Source organism: Actinomadura rubrisoli (assembly GCF_004349215.1).
In the GTDB taxonomy this organism is placed as follows: Bacteria; Actinomycetota; Actinomycetes; order Streptosporangiales; family Streptosporangiaceae; genus Spirillospora; species Spirillospora rubrisoli.
This window is the reverse complement of sequence record NZ_SMKU01000003.1, coordinates 17691-31546: the sequence shown is the minus strand read 5'-3', so window position 1 is coordinate 31546 and position 13856 is coordinate 17691. Positions and strand designations below refer to the sequence as shown.

14 protein-coding genes are annotated in these 13856 nt (G+C 73.4%); 8 read left to right on the top strand and 6 right to left on the bottom strand.

Annotated elements, in window-relative coordinates; all coding sequences use genetic code 11:
* Positions 1-43: 43 nt before the first annotated feature.
* Positions 44-667, top strand: coding sequence for an NAD(P)-dependent oxidoreductase (locus E1298_RS01570; RefSeq protein ID WP_131888913.1), 624 nt, complete (start codon positions 44-46; stop codon positions 665-667).
* A 69-nt stretch (positions 668-736) separates the two neighbouring features.
* Here E1298_RS01570 and E1298_RS01565 read toward each other — a convergent pair whose 3' ends face one another.
* Genes E1298_RS01565 through map form a run of 3 tightly spaced genes read right to left on the bottom strand, consistent with a single transcriptional unit; the run spans position 737 to position 3375 of the window.
* Positions 737-1759 carry a DNA polymerase ligase N-terminal domain-containing protein gene (locus E1298_RS01565; protein ID WP_131888912.1) on the bottom strand — a complete coding sequence of 341 codons (1023 nt, stop codon included), beginning with the start codon at positions 1757-1759 and terminating at the stop codon, positions 737-739.
* Between the two features lie 19 nt (positions 1760-1778).
* Positions 1779-2468 carry a ComEA family DNA-binding protein gene (locus tag E1298_RS01560; protein WP_131888911.1) on the bottom strand — a complete coding sequence of 230 codons (690 nt, stop codon included), beginning with the start codon at positions 2466-2468 and terminating at the stop codon, positions 1779-1781.
* A 55-nt stretch (positions 2469-2523) separates the two neighbouring features.
* On the bottom strand, positions 2524-3375 hold the full coding sequence (map, locus tag E1298_RS01555; protein WP_131888910.1) for a type I methionyl aminopeptidase: 852 nt from the start codon (positions 3373-3375) through the stop codon (positions 2524-2526).
* Positions 3376-3445: 70 nt separating this feature from the next.
* Between map and E1298_RS01550 the strand changes: the two genes are divergently transcribed.
* On the top strand, positions 3446-3625 hold the full coding sequence (locus E1298_RS01550; RefSeq protein WP_131888909.1) for a hypothetical protein: 180 nt from the start codon (positions 3446-3448) through the stop codon (positions 3623-3625).
* 18 nt (positions 3626-3643) lie between these two features.
* On the opposite strand, the gene E1298_RS01545 is transcribed toward E1298_RS01550, so the two are convergent.
* Positions 3644-4240: a hypothetical protein gene (locus E1298_RS01545; protein ID WP_131888996.1), complete on the bottom strand. Its 597-nt coding sequence runs from the start codon at positions 4238-4240 to the stop codon at positions 3644-3646.
* A 91-nt stretch (positions 4241-4331) separates the two neighbouring features.
* Here E1298_RS01545 and npdG point away from each other — a divergent pair, with 91 nt between their 5' ends.
* The 3 genes from npdG (at position 4332) to E1298_RS01530 (ending at position 6279) form a co-directional block, all read left to right on the top strand.
* Positions 4332-5024, top strand: coding sequence for an NADPH-dependent F420 reductase (gene npdG, locus E1298_RS01540; RefSeq protein ID WP_131888908.1), 693 nt, complete (start codon positions 4332-4334; stop codon positions 5022-5024).
* A 165-nt stretch (positions 5025-5189) separates the two neighbouring features.
* Positions 5190-5528 (top strand): hypothetical protein, encoded by a 339-nt coding sequence (locus E1298_RS01535; protein WP_165975241.1) that lies wholly within the window; start codon positions 5190-5192, stop codon positions 5526-5528.
* Positions 5529-5538: 10 nt separating this feature from the next.
* Positions 5539-6279, top strand: coding sequence for a hypothetical protein (locus E1298_RS01530; protein ID WP_243725337.1), 741 nt, complete (start codon positions 5539-5541; stop codon positions 6277-6279).
* A 139-nt stretch (positions 6280-6418) separates the two neighbouring features.
* Here the strand turns inward: E1298_RS01530 and panB are convergent, their stop codons facing one another.
* Positions 6419-7267 carry a 3-methyl-2-oxobutanoate hydroxymethyltransferase gene (panB, locus tag E1298_RS01525; protein ID WP_131888906.1) on the bottom strand — a complete coding sequence of 283 codons (849 nt, stop codon included), beginning with the start codon at positions 7265-7267 and terminating at the stop codon, positions 6419-6421.
* 278 nt (positions 7268-7545) lie between these two features.
* On the opposite strand from panB, the gene E1298_RS01520 reads away from it, so the two are divergent.
* The 3 genes from E1298_RS01520 to E1298_RS01510 all read left to right on the top strand — a co-directional run bounded on the left by E1298_RS01520 (position 7546) and on the right by E1298_RS01510 (position 11991).
* On the top strand, positions 7546-9141 hold the full coding sequence (locus E1298_RS01520) for an MFS transporter (RefSeq protein ID WP_131888905.1): 1596 nt from the start codon (positions 7546-7548) through the stop codon (positions 9139-9141).
* A gap of 14 nt (positions 9142-9155) precedes the next feature.
* Positions 9156-9755: a TetR/AcrR family transcriptional regulator gene (locus tag E1298_RS01515; RefSeq protein WP_131888904.1), complete on the top strand. Its 600-nt coding sequence runs from the start codon at positions 9156-9158 to the stop codon at positions 9753-9755.
* A 136-nt stretch (positions 9756-9891) separates the two neighbouring features.
* Entirely contained in the window at positions 9892-11991 is a 2100-nt protein-coding gene (locus E1298_RS01510; RefSeq protein ID WP_131888903.1) for a SpoIIE family protein phosphatase, read from the top strand.
* A gap of 29 nt (positions 11992-12020) precedes the next feature.
* Here E1298_RS01510 and E1298_RS01505 read toward each other — a convergent pair whose 3' ends face one another.
* Complete coding sequence (locus tag E1298_RS01505; RefSeq protein WP_131888902.1) at positions 12021-13823, bottom strand: NAD+ synthase; 1803 nt, start codon at positions 13821-13823, stop codon at positions 12021-12023.
* Positions 13824-13856: the final 33 nt, after the last annotated feature.

Genomic DNA, 13856 nt, shown 5'->3' with positions numbered 1-13856 from the left:
CTTTCGGCCGCGACGACGTTCGACGAGCTTTGAGGAGTCTGCGATGAGGATCCTGCTGATCGGCGCGACGGGGATGATCGGGCAGCGGGTGGCGGACGAGGCGCGCCGCCGCGGCCACGAGGTCACCGGCGTCACCCGCCGGGGGACCGGCGGCACCGCGAAGGCCGAGGCGGGCGACGCCGGCGCCGTGGCCGCGCTCGCCGAGGGCCACGACGCGGTCGTGCTGGCCGTCGCGCCGCCCCGCGACGGCTCGGAGACGATCCCGCCGCTGCTGGCCGCGGGCCGCGGCGTGCTCGACGGGCTGCGCCGGGCCGGGGTCCGGCGGCTGGTCGTGGTCGGCGGCGCCGGGAGCCTGGAGGTCGCGCCGGGCGTCCGGCTCGTGGACACCCCGGACTTCCCCGACCTGTACAAGAACGAGGCGCTCGCGCAGGGCGCCCTGCTGGATCTCGTCCGCGCCGAGGCCGGCGACCTGGACTGGACCTACATCTCGCCCGCCGCCGAGATCCAGCCCGGCGAGCGCACCGGCGCGTACCGGGTCGGCGGCGACCAGGTGCTCGCCGACGCCGCCGGCCAGAGCCGCATCAGCGCCGAGGACTACGCGATCGCGCTGGTGGACGAGCTGGAGAAGAACGAGGCCGTGGGCCGCCGCATCACGGTCGCCTACTGACGCGCCAGGGGAGGGGCGGGCGCCGCGCGGGACGTCGCGCCCGCTCCACGGTCCGGTCTGGACGGGCCGTCAGGACGGGATGAGGCGCCAGGCGTCCGAGGACCCGCCGGGCTCGTAGGGGGAGTCGAGGCGCTTGGCGACCACGCCCGGCAGGCCCTGCTCGGCGGCGGCCTCGCGGACCGCGTCGCCCGCGCCCGGATACCAGGGCGCCGTCTGCCACCGCGGCCCTGACAGCTCCAGCCCGTCGAGCCGCTCCCGGCGCTCCCGGTAGGGGACGTCCAGCAGCGGGCGGCCGTCCAGGTGCGCGACGTCGAAGATCATGTAGGTCTCGCGGTTCTCCAGGACGGCCAGCTCGCCGTCCAGCACCGCGGGCCGGGAGCCGAGCGCGCCGCCGAGCCGGGAGCCGAGCCCGCCGGGGCCGTCCACGGGCCGGCCCCGCCCGTCGGTGAAGCGCGTCCGGCCGCCCTCGACGTAGGCGAGCAGCCGCCGCCCGCCCCACGCGAACTCAAAACCCCACGCCTCCTGGTCGCGCGGCAGCCGCGCCTTCTTCACCGGGCGCATCGGGCGCAGCGCGTCCGGCAGCGGCTCGGCCTCCGGGTCGGCGGGGGGATCCATCCGGTGGATCATCCAGTTCTTGCCGCGCGTCTGGAACAGCACGTAGCGTCCGGACACGCGCGAGCCGTGGATGACGATCTTGACTTCGCGCTCGGACCACTTCTCGGTCTCGTAGGTCCCGCGGTCCCAGATGGTCATCTTCCCGGCGCCGTACTCGCCGCGCGGGATCTCGCCCTCGAAGGCGGCGTACTCCAGCGGATGGTCCTCGGTGTGGACGGCCAGATGGTTGGTCTCGGGACTCCAGGGGAGCCCCTTCGGAACCGCCCAGGACACCAGGACGCCGTCGCGTTCGAGCCGAAGGTCCCAGTGCAGGCTCGTCGCGTGGTGCTCCTGCACGACGAAGGTGTCGTCGTCGCCGTGGGGGAGGGCCTTCCCGTCCGGGACGGGCTCCGGCGTCCTGCCCCGGTCGCGCTTGCCCCGGTACTCGGCGAGCCGGTCGCCGCCCCGCTTCGCGTCCTGCCTCTTCTTCGCGGCCACGTCCGCCCCATACCCGCCGTCAGCGGATGAAGACGGCGTAATCGGCGATCTCGGCGGTGAGGGCCGGCGGCAGGCCCGCCACCACGGACAGCTCCTCGGCGGACATGAAGCCGCCCGTCTCCGCCCGCACCCGCTCGATCCTCAGCGCCAGCTCCTGGGTGACCCCGGGCAGCACCGTGAGCACCTTCGCGGGCGCGTGGTTGACGTCGACCAGCCCGCCGTCGTTGTACTGGTGCGGCAGGTCGGGACGGCCGATCCGCAGCTCCTTGGCGAGCCCCGGGTCGGACGCGGCCAGCTCGCGGGCCCGCTCCCGCAGCAGCCGCTGCCGCCTGACCCGCTCGACGACGGTCTCGTTGCCGATGCCCGACAGCCCGTCCGGGTCGAAGACGCGGCGGCGGATCAGGAACGCGTGCCCGCAGCCCACGACCGCGAGCAGGGACAGCAGGAAGCCCTGCATCCGCACCAGCCCGTCCGCCTTGCCCTGGTCGAGCAGCAGTAACAGCACCGGCGCGAAGATCCCGATATAGGCGACCGAGGCGACGATCAGGTGCGGGCTGCGGCGCCACACGGCCGCCGCCGCGAACGTGAACGGGGTCGCGAGGCCGAGCGAGAGGAACGGCAGCGCCGCCCACGTCACGCTCAGCGCCGCCCGTCCCGGCGGCATGTCGTCGGACGGAACCCGCGGCTCGTACGGCGCTGGGGCGTTCATCTAGAGGGTCTCCCGGCCGGATGTGGAGTGATTCGGACTCTAGATCATGGGCCCGTCACGGCAGAGTGAGGATTTCGTGGCCGTCGTCGGTGACCAGGATCGTGTGCTCGAACTGAGCGGTGCGCTTGCGGTCCTTGGTGACGACCGTCCAGCCGTCAGCCCAGATGTCGTAGTCGAACGTGCCGAGCGTCAGCATCGGCTCGATCGTGAACGTCATACCCGGCTCGATGAGCGTGGTCGCGTTCGGATCGTCGTAGTGGGGGACGACCAGCCCCGAGTGGAACGTCGTCCCGATCCCGTGCCCGGTGAAGTCGCGCACGACCCCGTACCCGAACCGCTTGGCGTAGGACTCGATCACCCGTCCGATGACGTTCAGCGCCCGCCCCGGCTTGACCGCGCGGATGCCGCGCAGCGTCGCCTCCCGGGTGCGCTCGACCAGCAGCCGCGACTCCTCGTCGACCTCGCCGCACAGGAACGTCGCGTCGGTGTCGCCGTGCACGCCGTCCACGAACGCGGTGATGTCGACGTTGACGATGTCGCCGTCGCGCAGGACCGTGTCGTCCGGGATGCCGTGGCAGATCACCTCGTTGATCGAGGTGCACAGCGACTTGGGGAAGCCGCGGTAGCCGAGCGTCGAGGGGTAGGCGCCGTGGTCGAGCATGAACTCGTGCCCGATGACGTCCAGCTCGTCGGTCGTGACGCCCGGCCGCACGTGCTTGCCGACCTCTTCGAGGGCCTGCGCGGCGATCCTCCCCGCCACCCGCATCCTCTCGATGATCTCCGGTGTCTTGACGTCGGGCTCGCCCGTCCGGGGACGCTTCTTCCCGACGTACTCCGGGCGCGGAATGTGCGCGGGGACCTTCCGCATGGGGGAGACCTGGCCGGGCCGGAGTAGTTGGGTCGTCATAGTCATGGAGTGTAGTCAGCGCGATCCGGGCACGAATGCCGGTGCCGAAGCATGATCGAAGGGAAGTCCGATGGCCGGTAACGAGGGTGACTGGTGGTTCTGCCTGAAGCACATGAAGGTCGAGCACGGGGCCGGCTGCCCGGACAAGGACCGGATGGGCCCCTACGAGTCCGAGGGCGCGGCGGCGGGCGCGCTGGCCCTCGCGCGCGAGCGCAACGAGGCATGGCGCCGCAAGGAGGGCGACGACTAGAGGAACTGGTCTGGGGGCCTAGTCGACGGTCGGGCCGCTGACCGCTTCGAGGAGCCGGGCGAGGCGTGCGCGCAGGCCCTGCGGGGCGCGGGCGGGCTCCTGGCCCGCCGCCGCGCTGACCAGGTGCTGCGCGCCGTCGAACGACATGAGCGCCTCATCGGGCGGGACGGTCAGCGCCTCGTGGGCCAGGCCGCGCAGCTCGCGGTCGCCGCCCTCCAGGGCGAGGATCCGCGCGCCGGTGCGGCGGGCGTCGTCGACCCGTTCCAGGAGCGGGACGGGCGCGTCCTCCTCGGCGACGACGAACAGCGTCTCGCCCCGCTCGGCCGCCTCCAGCCGCTCCAGCCCGATCCGGAGGTGCGGCGGCGCGCCGGGCGGCGGCGACCAGCGCACCAGCGTGGGGGCCAGGCCGGGGGCGCCGCCGAGGCGGCTCTCGTCGTCGAGGTGGGCGGCCAGGTGCCAGGGGTCGCCGCCGGGCGTGCCGACCAGCAGCAGCCCGCCGGGTGTGCGGGAGGTGACCCGCAGCGCCCGTCCGAACTCCTGGGTCCGCTCCAGCCATCCGGTGGCCGACAGGACCTCGCGCAACAGGGTGATCTGCTCGGCGTCCACGCAGACCATGGTGCCCCAGCCGGCGCCGCGCGCAGGACGTTTCGCGGAGGCGGGAGGCCGGTCGATCCCGGCCCGGGGGCCGCCTGGCAGACTCGGCGCCATGACTGAGCAGCAGAAGACGCCCTACGACCTTCCGGACGCGAGCGGCCTCACGATCGGCATCCTCGGCGGCACCGGCGACCAGGGGAAGGGCCTCGCGCGCCGGTTCGCGCTCGCCGGCCACCGGGTGGTCATCGGCTCGCGGAAGGCCGAGCGCGCCCAGCAGGCCGCAGGCGACCTCGGCGCCGGCCTGCCGGTCTCCGGGGCGGAGAACCCGGTCGCCGCGGGCGAGGCGGACGTCGTGGTCGTCGCGGTGCCGTGGGACGGGCACAAGGCCACGCTGGAGTCGGTGCGCGCCGAGCTGGCGGGCAAGATCGTCGTGGACTGCGTGAACCCGCTGGGCTTCGAGAAGGGCAAGGGCGCGTTCGCGCTGCCGGTCGAGGAGGGCAGCGCCGCCCAGCAGGCCGCGTCGGTCCTCCCGGACAGCCGCGTGGTCGCCGCGTTCCACCACGTCTCGGCGAAGCTGCTGCTCGACCCCGAGGTGGAGGGGATGGAGCTGGACGTCCTGGTCCTCGGCGACGACCGCGAGGCCACCGACCTCGTCCAGGCCCTCGCGGGCCGCATCCCCGGCATGCGCGGCGTCTACGGCGGGCGCCTGCACAACGCCCACCAGGTCGAGGCGTTCACCGCGAACCTCATCTCGATGAACCGCCGCTACAAGTCCCACGCCGGGCTGCGCATCACCGATGTCTAGGGCGCTCTAGCCGCGCGTAACGGACTTCTGGCCCCGGGTCACCGACCTCTTACCCTGAACCGGAGACCGGCGGGAGCGTAAGGCGGGCGCGGCGCGTCCAACCTCCTGACGCTGGAGCCGGGCTCCGGTGCACCTTATGATCGGTATGCGACAGGGCAGGTGAAGATGAGGGAGATCCGGTCGGCGGACCCGTGGAGCACGTTCCTCGCCCCTTCGAGGCGGGAGCCGGGGGCCGCGCCGCCGGGCGAGGCGCACCGCGGCGGTTCCGGGCACACGCCCGTCCGTGCCCCCGGCGGCGGGGGCGACCCCGGTGCCGAGGACGCGCGGCGCCGCGTGCTGGGCAAGCTGAGGGACGCCGCCGGGCCGCTGTCGCTGGAGCAGATCCACCACGCCACGCGGCTCGGCCTGCTGGAGGTCGCCGACGCGGTCGAGGCGCTGCGCGAGCGCGGGCTGGTCGCGGTGGACCGGGAGATCGACGAGGTCGTCAGGCTGACCGAGGGATGAGCCGCGCCAGATGATCGGGTACGTGGTCGCGGTGTCGCTGAGCTGCCTGGTCGGCGTCGCCGAGCTGGTCAGCCGCTACCGGGACCGGCCCACCACGCTGGTCCGGGTGCCGAGCACGTGGGCGTACGTCCTGATCAACGGCGGCGCCGGGGCCGGGTCGCTGCTGATGCTGCACACCTTCGACTGGCGGTTCGGCGTCCAGTCGCCGCACATGGTGGCGGCCACGCAGGTGCTGGTGGCCAGCCTCGGCTCGATGATGGTGTTCCGCAGCGCGGTGTTCACCGTCCGGGTCGGGGACGAGGACGTCGCGGTCGGGCCGAGCACGCTGCTGACCTCGCTGCTGGCCGCCGCCGACCGCGGCGTCGACCGGATGCAGGCCAAGACCCGCGCCCACGAGGCGGGGGAGATCATGCGGGGCGTCTCGTTCCGCAAGTCGAAGCTCGCGCTGCCGACGTACTGCCTCGGCCTGCTGCAGAACGTCTCCGCCGAAGACCAGGCCGACCTGCGCACCGCGGTGGACGCGCTGGCGGGCAGCGAGATGACCGACGGGCAGATGGCCCTCAACCTGGGGCTGCTGCTGATGAACGTGGCCGGCCCCGACGTGCTCCGCTCCGCCGTGGACACCCTGCGCAGCGAGATCATGGCGGACGAGGGGGAGCCGCGCCGCGTCCCGCCGCCCCGCGACGGCCAGGGCCACGAGGGCGGCGGCGAGGCGCGCGCGGAGCTGGCCCGGGCGAACCCCGACCAGTAGCCCTTCCGGCGGCCGTCCCATGCCTGGATCGGCCCCAAGCGCGAGGGCGCCCGCGCGGCCCGCGCCGGGTGAGGCGCGAGCCGTGCGGGCAGGCCCCTGCCGGCCGGGGCGGGTGGACGGCAGGGACCCTTGAGCGGGGTCAGCGGTAGGAGTGCTCCGGCGCCGGGTAGACGCCGCTGACGACCTCGTCGGCGTAGGCGCGGACGGCGTCGCCGAGCAGGGTCCCCATGTCCGCGTACTTCTTGACGAACTTGGCGGTGTGCGGGGTCAGCCCGGCCATGTCCTGCCAGACGAGGACCTGCGCGTCGGTGTGGCTCCCGCCGCCGATGCCGATGGTCGGGATCGAAAGCGACGCGGTGACGCGGGCGGCGAGGTCCTCGGGGACGCATTCGAGCACGACGGCGAACGCGCCCGCGGCCTCCAGGGACTTGGCGTCCGCCATCAGCTCCTCGCCGGACTGGCCGCGGCCCTGCACCCGGTACCCGCCGAAGACGTTCACCGACTGCGGGGTGAGGCCGAGGTGGCCCATCACCGGGACGCCGGCGGCGACCATGGCCTCGGCCTGCGGCAGGACCCGGCGGCCGCCCTCCAGCTTGACGGCGTGCGCGCCGGTCTCCTTGAGGAAGCGGGTCGCGGTGGCCAGGGCCTCGGCGACGCCGGTCTGGTACGAGCCGAACGGCAGGTCCGCCACGACCATGGCCCGCTTGGAGCCGCGGACGACGGCGGCGGTCAGCGGGATCAGGTCGTCCACGGTCACGGGGATCGTCGAGTCGTAGCCGTAGACGACCATGGCGGCGGAGTCGCCGACGAGCAGGACGGGGATCCCGGCCTCGTCGAAGATCCGCGCGGTGAGGGCGTCGTAGGCGGTGAGCATGGGCCACTTCTCGTGCCGCTGCTTGGCGGCCGCGATGTCGCGTACGGTGACCCGTCGCCCGCTCGTACCGCCGTACAGTGCGGTCGGTTGCGCGGGGGCAGCAGAAGAAGACATGAGTACCTCCGGTCTCGAGGCGCCACGGTGGCGTACCCGGACGGAATCGATCGTGCCACTTCGGGAACGATTCGGGAACCCCGGTCATTCCCCGATCCGCGGTGCCCGGGCGGAGGACCTGCACGGACCCGTGCGGGCCCATGTGGGGCCCGTGTGGGGTCCATCACGCCGGATTGCGAAACGATACGGTTGCGTATCGCAGCGTCCCCTCGTACGCTCATTACGAAACGCATACGTATCGGATGCGTGCCCCCGCGACGGCGACCCCAAGGAGCGCATTGGACCCCCGGACCATCCACCGGCGCCGCTGGTACATCCTCGGCGTGCTGACCATGAGCCTTCTGGTGGTGGTGCTCGACAACACCATCCTCAACGTGGCCCTCAAGACCATCGCCGACGACGAGAAGGGGCTCGGGGCGACCCAGAGCCAGCTCGAATGGTCGATCAACTCCTACACCCTGGTCTTCGCCGGCCTGCTGTTCACCTTCGGGGTGATCGGCGACCGGATCGGCCGCCGGCGCGTGCTGGTCGGCGGCATGGCGGTGTTCGCCCTCGCCTCGCTGGCGTCGGCGTACGCGCAGACGCCCGACCAGCTCATCTACGCCCGCGCCCTGATGGGCCTCGGCGGCGCCGCGGTGATGCCGCAGACGCTGTCGATCATCACCAACGTCTTCGAGCCGCACGAGCGCGGGCGCGCCATCGGCATCTGGGCCGGCGCGGTCGGCCTCGGTGTGGCCATCGGCCCGCTCACCGGCGGGCTGCTGCTCGCCCACTTCTGGTGGGGCTCGGTCTTCCTGATCAACGTGCCGGTCATCGCGGTGGGCGTCGTCCTGCTGCTGCTTCTGGTGCCCGAGTCGCGCAACCCGAACCCCGGACGGCTCGACCCGCTCGGCGTGGTCCTGTCGGTCGTCGGCCTGGTCGTGCTGTCGTACGGGATCATCCAGGGCGGCGAGAAGGGCGCGTGGCTGGAGCCCGCCGTGCTCGCCCCGATCGCCGGCGGAGCCGCCGTGCTGGCCCTGTTCGTCCTGCACGAGGCGCGCACGCCGTCGCCCGCCTTCGACGTCCGGCTGTTCCGCGACCCGCGGATGTCGGCCGCGGTGGCCTCCATCGCGCTGTGCTTCTTCGCCGCGGTCGGCGTGTTCTTCTTCACCAACTTCTACATGCAGTCGGTGCGCGGGCTGACCCCGCTGCAGTCCGGCGCGATGGTGCTGCCGTTCGCCGCGGCGCAACTGCTCTTCTCCCCGCGCAGCGCCGCGATGGTGCGCCGCTTCGGCGCGAAGGCGGTCTGCACGTCCGGGCTCCTGCTGGTCACCGTGGCGCTGTCCAGCTACCAGCTCGTCGGCGTCGGCACCCCGCTGTGGATCCTCTGCGCGATCTTCTTCGTGCAGGGCGCGGGGATGGCCAACGTGATGCCGCCCGCGACCGAGTCGATCATGTCGGCGCTGCCCCGCGAGAAGGCGGGCGCCGGATCGGCCATCAACAACACCGCCCGCCAGGTCGCGGTCGCGATGGGCGTGGCCGTGCTCGGCTCCGTCGTCGCGTCCGTCTACCGCGACGACCTGCGCGACGACCTCGCCGCGCTGCCCCCCGGCGCGCGGGAGGCCGCCGGGCAGTCCATCGAGGGCGCCCACGGCGTCGCCTCCGGGATGCGCGGCGGGCAGACCCTCATCGACCACGCCGACGTCGCGTTCGTGCACGCCATGCACACCGCGTCGATCGCCGCCGCCGTCATCGCCTTCCTCGGCGCCATGCTCGTCCTGAAGTGGATGCCCGGACGCGGCGCGGCGGCTCCGGCCGGCGACGCGGCCGAGGACGGCACGGCTCCGGACGGCACGGCTCCGGGCGCGTCCGAGCAGGAGACCGCGAAGGTGTGAGAACGTGACGGACGATGACTGAGCTGACAGACGGCTCCGCGGCCCGCGCGCCGGGCCGCCCGCGCAGCGAGCGGGCCGAGAAGGCGATCGTCGAGGCGACGCTCGACCTGCTCGCCGCCGAGTCGGGGGTGGCCGCCGTCTCCATCGAGGCGGTGGCGGCGCGGGCGGGCGTCGGCAAGACCACGATCTACCGGCGCTGGCCCAACAAGGAGGCGCTGATCGTGCACGCGCTGGCCACGGCGAAGGCACCGCTGCCCGTGCCGTCCGGCGCGTCCGTCCGCGAGGACCTGGTCGAACTGGCGCGCGCGCTCAGCGCCGAGCGGCGGCGCAAGCACGCCCGGTGCTTCTGGAACGTGGTGGGCAGCGCGGAGAAGCATCCCGAGCTGTACGCCCGCTACCGACAGGTCGTCATCGAGCCGCGCCGCGACGTCCTGCGCGCGGTGCTGCAGCGGGGCGTGGAGAGCGGCGAGCTGCGCGCCGGCCTCGACCTGGAGCTCGGCGTCGCGATGCTGGTCGGGCCGCTCACCATGCGGGCGCCGATGGAGCTGTTCCCGGAGGGCTACGCCGAGGCCGTCGTCGACGCCCTGCTGGACGGGATCAGGGCTCCGAAGTGATCCCGGAGGCCCCCCGCGCGGGGGTTTTCCGCGCGGTAAGCGTGATCTTCTCCCCCTGATCCCGTGTCATGCCCCATACTGTCGCTGGGTAGTGCTAGACGACCGGCTGTCTGGAGCGCGTCAGGTGAGATCCGTCATGGCGCCACGAGGCGATGCGCCCGCCACCGATTCGGCGTCCCGGACCCTGGTCCTGGGCATCGACGGTGCAAGGCGGATCGTCCAGTGCGGGCCGAACGTCCGGGCCGTCATCGGCCGGACCCCCGAGGACCTGATCGGCCGGCCCGCCGGCGATCTGGTGGGCGAAGAGGCCAAGGCCGAGCTTGAGGGGCTGCTGGAGGCGATCGGCGCCGCCCAGGAGCGGACCGCCGTGCTGACGGTGCTGCGCGACGACGGCTCGTCCGCCGACGCCGTGGTCACCGCGCAGCCGATGGTCGGCGGCGAGGACGGCGCGGGCCCCGCCGGGCTGCTGTTCGTCCGGGTGGCGCTGCCGCCGAGCGAGCGCTACCAGGACCCGGCGCTCATGCGCCGGGCGCTGATGGACGACCAGCTCACCCGGTTCGGCGCGTCCCTCGACCTCGACCAGTCCGCGCGCGGCCTCGTCGACGTCGTCGTCCCGCACTTCTGCACGGCCGCCTCGGTGCTGGTGCTGGAGAGCCTGGTCGCGGCCGACGAGGTGCACAGCGAGTCCGGCTCGGCCGTGCTGCGCCGTATCGCGGTCACCTCCGACGACGGCAACCCGATGTGGACGGCCACGTTCCCGGTCGGGGAGGTGCTCGTCTTCCCCGAGGGCACCCCGTACCGCGAGGTGATGGAGACGGCGCGTCCCGTCCACCTGCCGCACATCGAGCTGGACGCGGCGAGCGAGATCGCCCGGCTGTGGCGGCGCGGCCCGGCGGGCGAGCTGCTCACCGGCGTGTCCATGGTGCTGCTGCCGATGATCGCCCGCGACACCCTGCTCGGCTTCATCGCCTGCACCCGGGTGCCCGGCTTCCGCAAGTTCGACGCCTACGACGTCGAGATCGGCATGGAGTTCGCGGCCCGCGCCGCGATCGTCATCGACAACGCCCGGCTGTTCAGCCGCGAGCGGGCGACCGCGCTCGCGCTCCAGCGCAGCCTGCTGCCGAACCGGCTGTCCGCGCCGTCCTCGGTCGAGGTCCGGCACCGCTACCTGCCCGGCAGCAAGCTGGTCGAGGTCGGCGGCGACTGGTACGAGTCGATCGCGCTGCCCGGCGCCCGCGTCGCGCTGATCGTCGGCGACGTCGCGGGCCACGGCGTGCGCGCCGCCGTCACGATGGGACGGCTCCGCACCGCCCTGCACACGCTCGCGAACCTGGAGCTGCCGCCCGCCGACGCCCTGCACGTCATGCACGAGCTGATGATCGAGCTGGGCGAGCAGGAGCCGCACTTCGCCACCTGCGTGTACGCGGTGTACGACGCGACCACCGGCACGATCGAGATCGCCTCGGCGGGGCACCTGCCGCCGCTGCTGGTCGGCCCGTCCGGCGGCGGCGAGTACCTGAAGGTGCCCCCCGCGCCGCCGCTCGGCGTCGCCGGCGGCGCCGCGATCGAGAGCCGCGAGTTCACCGTCGAGGACGGCAGCGTCTTCGTCATCTACACCGACGGCCTGGTCGAGAACCGGGGCCGCGACATCGACGACGGACTGGCGCGGCTCCAGGGCATCTTCGGCCCCGGCTCCGCCGAGCGCCCGATGGAGGACCTCGCCAAGGCCACCCTCGCGGGCGTCTACGCCGACCACCACCGCGACGACATCGCGGTGCTGATCGCCCGGCTGCGCCGCCTGCCCGACGACCGCTGCGCGTCCTGGACCCTGCCCGCCGACCCCGCCGCGGTACGCCGCGCCCGCGGCCTCGTCCGCGACCGGCTGGAGGAGTGGGACCTGGAGGACCTCACCTACACCACCGAGCTGCTGGCGTCGGAGCTCATCACCAACGCCCTGCGCTACGCGCCCGGCCCGATCGAGCTGCGTCTGCTCCTGGAGCGCACACTTGTTTGTGAGGTTCTGGACCGTTCTGCCGCGCTTCCCCGCCTGCGGCACGCCGAGGACGACGACGAGAACGGGCGCGGGCTCCTGGTCGTCAGCCAGCTGGCCCACCGCTGGGGCACCCGCCGCACGGCCGCGGGCAAGGTCGTATGGTGCGAGCAGATCATCCCCGGCGTCGACCCGGACCCGACCGAACCGGCATCCTGGCCAGGCGAAAGCCACCACCGCGAGTAGCCGCCCGCATGTGACGCGGAACCCGCGCGTCAGTGGGCGGAGGGTTCGCGCCAGCGGCTGGTGATGGGCAGGCGGCGGTCGCGGCCGAAGTTCTTCGGGGTGATCTTGGGGCCGGGCGGGTACTGGCGGCGCTTGTACTCGGCGAGGTCGACCAGGCGGATCACGCGGTCGACGAGGGCCGGGTCGTGGCCGGCCCCGACCAGGGCGTCGCGGCCCATGTCGCGTTCGACGTAGTCGGTCAGGAGGGGGTCGAGGACGGCGTAGTCGGGGAGGGAGTCGCTGTCGCGCTGGCCGGGGCGCAGCTCGGCGGACGGCTCCTTGACGATGATCGCCTCGGGGATCGGCTCGTCCTCGAAGGGGTACAGGAACGGCGGGCATGGGCCCTGGGCCCGGGCCTGGGCGTCGCGCCAGCGGGCCAGGGCCCACACCATCGTCTTGGTGAGGTCCTTGATGGGGCCGAAGCCGCCGGCGGAGTCGCCGTAGAGGGTGGAGTAGCCGGTGGCGAGCTCGCTCTTGTTGCCGCCGGTGAGGACGAGGTGGCCGTGCTCGTTCGACAGGGCCATCCAGACGTTGGCGCGGATGCGGGCCTGGAGGTTCTCGTCGGCGAGGCCGTGCAGGTCCAGCTGCTCCTCGAACGCCTCGACCATCCCGGCGATCGGGACGACGCGGGAGTTGAGGCCCTGGCGTTTGACGAGGTCCTCGGCGTCGGTGACCGAGCCCTCGGAGGAGTAGCGGCTGGGCAGCAGGACGGCGTGGACGCCGCCCGGGCCGAGGGCGTCGGAGGCGATGGTGGCGACCAGGGCCGAGTCGATGCCGCCGGACAGCCCGAGGATCACCGAGCGGAAGCCGTTCTTGCGGACGTAGTCGCGGGTGCCGAGGACGAGGGCCGCGTACACCTCGGCGAGGTCGTCGAGGGGTTCGGCGACGGTCTGCGGCTCGACGGCGTAGGCGGGCAGCGGGTCGGGGGACAGCGCGAGGCGGTCGATGGTGATCGTGGTGCCGTCCAGGGCGTCCACGGGGGTGCGGCCGGGCCGGACGGCGGGGTCGGCGGCGGGCAGCGCGAGGTCGGCGACGAGGAGGTGCTCGGTGAACTGGGGGGCGCGGGCGAGCAGGGTGCCGTCGGCGCCGACGATGACGGAGTCGCCGTCGAAGACCAGCTCGTCCTGGCCGCCGACCATGTTGACGTAGGCGAGCGCGCAGCCGGCCTCGCGGGCCCGCTCGGCGCACAGGTCGAGGCGGACGTCGTCCTTGTTGCGCTCGTAGGGGGAGGCGTTGACGGCGAGCAGCAGCCCGGCGCCGGAGGTCCCGGTGACGCTGACGGGCCCGCCGTCCTGCCAGAGGTCCTCGCAGATGACGGTGGCGACGTCGACGCCGTGCACCCGGACGACGGGCAGCCGGTCGCCGCGCACGAAGATGCGGTACTCGTCGAAGACGCCGTAGTTCGGCAGGTGGTGCTTGGCGGAGCGGACGAGGACCTCGCCGCCGTGCAGCCACGCGGCGGCGTCGAGCGGGGACCCGGCGGGCTGTCCGGACCGGACGAGGCCGACCGTCCGGCGGTCGAGGTAGCCGGTGACGACGGGCAGGTCGCCGAGGCCCGTGTCGGCGAGCCGGCGGGCGACCCGCTCCAGGGCCCGCTGGGACGCCTCGACGAAGGACGAGCGGAGCGCGAGGTCCTCCACCGGGTATCCGGTCAGCATCATCTCGGGGAAGGCGACCAGGTGCGCGCCCGCGTCGGCGGCGCGCCGGGTCCATTCCACGATCAGGTCGGCGTTGCCGTCGAGGTCGCCGACGGTCGGATTCACCTGCGCGAGCGCGATCCTGAGCTGTGCCACGCCCCCCAGCCTAGTTCCTCGCCCTCGGTCTCG

Excerpts from the sequence above, each read along its gene's own strand:
- E1298_RS01570 (WP_131888913.1), top strand. The coding sequence starts at position 44 with ATGAGGATCCTGCTGATCGGCGCGACGGGGATGATCGGGCAGCGGGTG.
- E1298_RS01560 (WP_131888911.1), bottom strand. The coding sequence starts at position 2,468 with ATGAACGCCCCAGCGCCGTACGAGCCGCGGGTTCCGTCCGACGACATG.
- map (WP_131888910.1), bottom strand. The coding sequence starts at position 3,375 with ATGACGACCCAACTACTCCGGCCCGGCCAGGTCTCCCCCATGCGGAAG.
- E1298_RS01550 (WP_131888909.1), top strand. The coding sequence starts at position 3,446 with ATGGCCGGTAACGAGGGTGACTGGTGGTTCTGCCTGAAGCACATGAAG.
- E1298_RS01545 (WP_131888996.1), bottom strand. The coding sequence starts at position 4,240 with ATGGTCTGCGTGGACGCCGAGCAGATCACCCTGTTGCGCGAGGTCCTG.
- npdG (WP_131888908.1), top strand. The coding sequence starts at position 4,332 with ATGACTGAGCAGCAGAAGACGCCCTACGACCTTCCGGACGCGAGCGGC.
- E1298_RS01535 (WP_165975241.1), top strand. The coding sequence starts at position 5,190 with ATGAGGGAGATCCGGTCGGCGGACCCGTGGAGCACGTTCCTCGCCCCT.
- E1298_RS01530 (WP_243725337.1), top strand. The coding sequence starts at position 5,539 with ATGATCGGGTACGTGGTCGCGGTGTCGCTGAGCTGCCTGGTCGGCGTC.
- panB (WP_131888906.1), bottom strand. The coding sequence starts at position 7,267 with ATGTCTTCTTCTGCTGCCCCCGCGCAACCGACCGCACTGTACGGCGGT.
- E1298_RS01515 (WP_131888904.1), top strand. The coding sequence starts at position 9,156 with ATGACTGAGCTGACAGACGGCTCCGCGGCCCGCGCGCCGGGCCGCCCG.
- E1298_RS01510 (WP_131888903.1), top strand. The coding sequence starts at position 9,892 with ATGGCGCCACGAGGCGATGCGCCCGCCACCGATTCGGCGTCCCGGACC.